Source organism: Streptomyces sp. WELS2 (genome assembly GCF_013870595.1).
GTDB lineage: Bacteria > Actinomycetota > Actinomycetes > Streptomycetales > Streptomycetaceae > Streptomyces.
Window position 1 is genome coordinate 1 of the sequence record NZ_JACBWZ010001374.1, and the last position, 1,001, is coordinate 1,001.

At 74.7% G+C, this 1,001-nt stretch carries 1 protein-coding gene; it reads left to right on the forward strand.

The features are described from left to right. Positions 1-171 precede the first annotated feature (171 nt). The gene (locus H5J33_RS36455; protein ID WP_181798952.1) at positions 172-990 is read left to right on the forward strand and encodes an SDR family NAD(P)-dependent oxidoreductase; all 819 of its coding nucleotides are present in this window, start codon (positions 172-174) and stop codon (positions 988-990) included. The last annotated feature ends 11 nt before the right edge of the window (positions 991-1,001 follow it).

Here is a 1,001-nt window from a genome sequence, read left to right on the forward strand (position 1 = left end):
CAGCCGCCCGCGACGCGAGGGACCGGCCCCGGCACCCGGAACCGGCGGCGGGGAGAGGGTGTTCGGCCGCTCGCGGAGCACTGGCCGGAAGTCGTCACCCCAAGATCGCCGGGCCCTAAGCTCGAACCCGCTGGGCGAACTCGTCGATCTTGGTGGAAGGGGCCGGAACTGGTGGAGGACAAGAGGGTTGTCATCGTGACCGGCGCGGGCTCGGGCATCGGACAGGCCACGGCCCGGCTGCTCGGTGAGGCCGGGCACCACGTGGTCGCCTCCGGCAGGCGGACCGAGCCCCTGGAGCGCCTCGCGAAGGAGACCGGCGCGCTGGCTTATCCGTCGGACATCGGGGACCCCGACGCGGTCGAGGGACTCGTGCGGGCCGCCCTGGACGCGCACGGACGGCTCGACGGAGTGGTGCTGAACGCGGGCATCGGGCGCGGCGGAGCCGTCGGCGACATGTCGCTGCGCGACTGGGACGACGTGATGCGCACCAACCTCACCGGCCCGCTGCTCCTGCTGCGCGCGGCGATCCCGCACCTGCTGGAGTCCAGGGGTTCGGTCGTCGCCGTCGCCTCGGTGTCCGCGCTGCGCAACGGCACGGGCAACGCCCCGTACGCCACCTCCAAGGCGGCCCTGCTCCAGCTGTGCCGTTCCGTCGCGGTGGACTACGGGCGGCGGGGCGTGCGGGCCAACACCGTGTGCCCGGGCTGGGTGCGCACCGAGATGGCCGACCGGCGCATGGCCCGCTTCGCCGAGGAGGAGGGGCTGCCCGGCGGCCTGGAGGACGCCTACGCGGAGGCGACCAGGCTGCTGCCCCAGGGCCGCCCCGGCGAGCCCCGCGAGGTCGCCGAGGCGATCGCCTGGCTGCTGTCCCCGGCGGCGTCCTACGTCAACGGAGCGGTGCTCACCGTGGACGGCGGGGCGACGGCCCTCGACCCCGGGACGCTCGGATTCGACTACCGGATCACACCACGCGGCGCCACCCTCGACTGAGCCCGGCACGG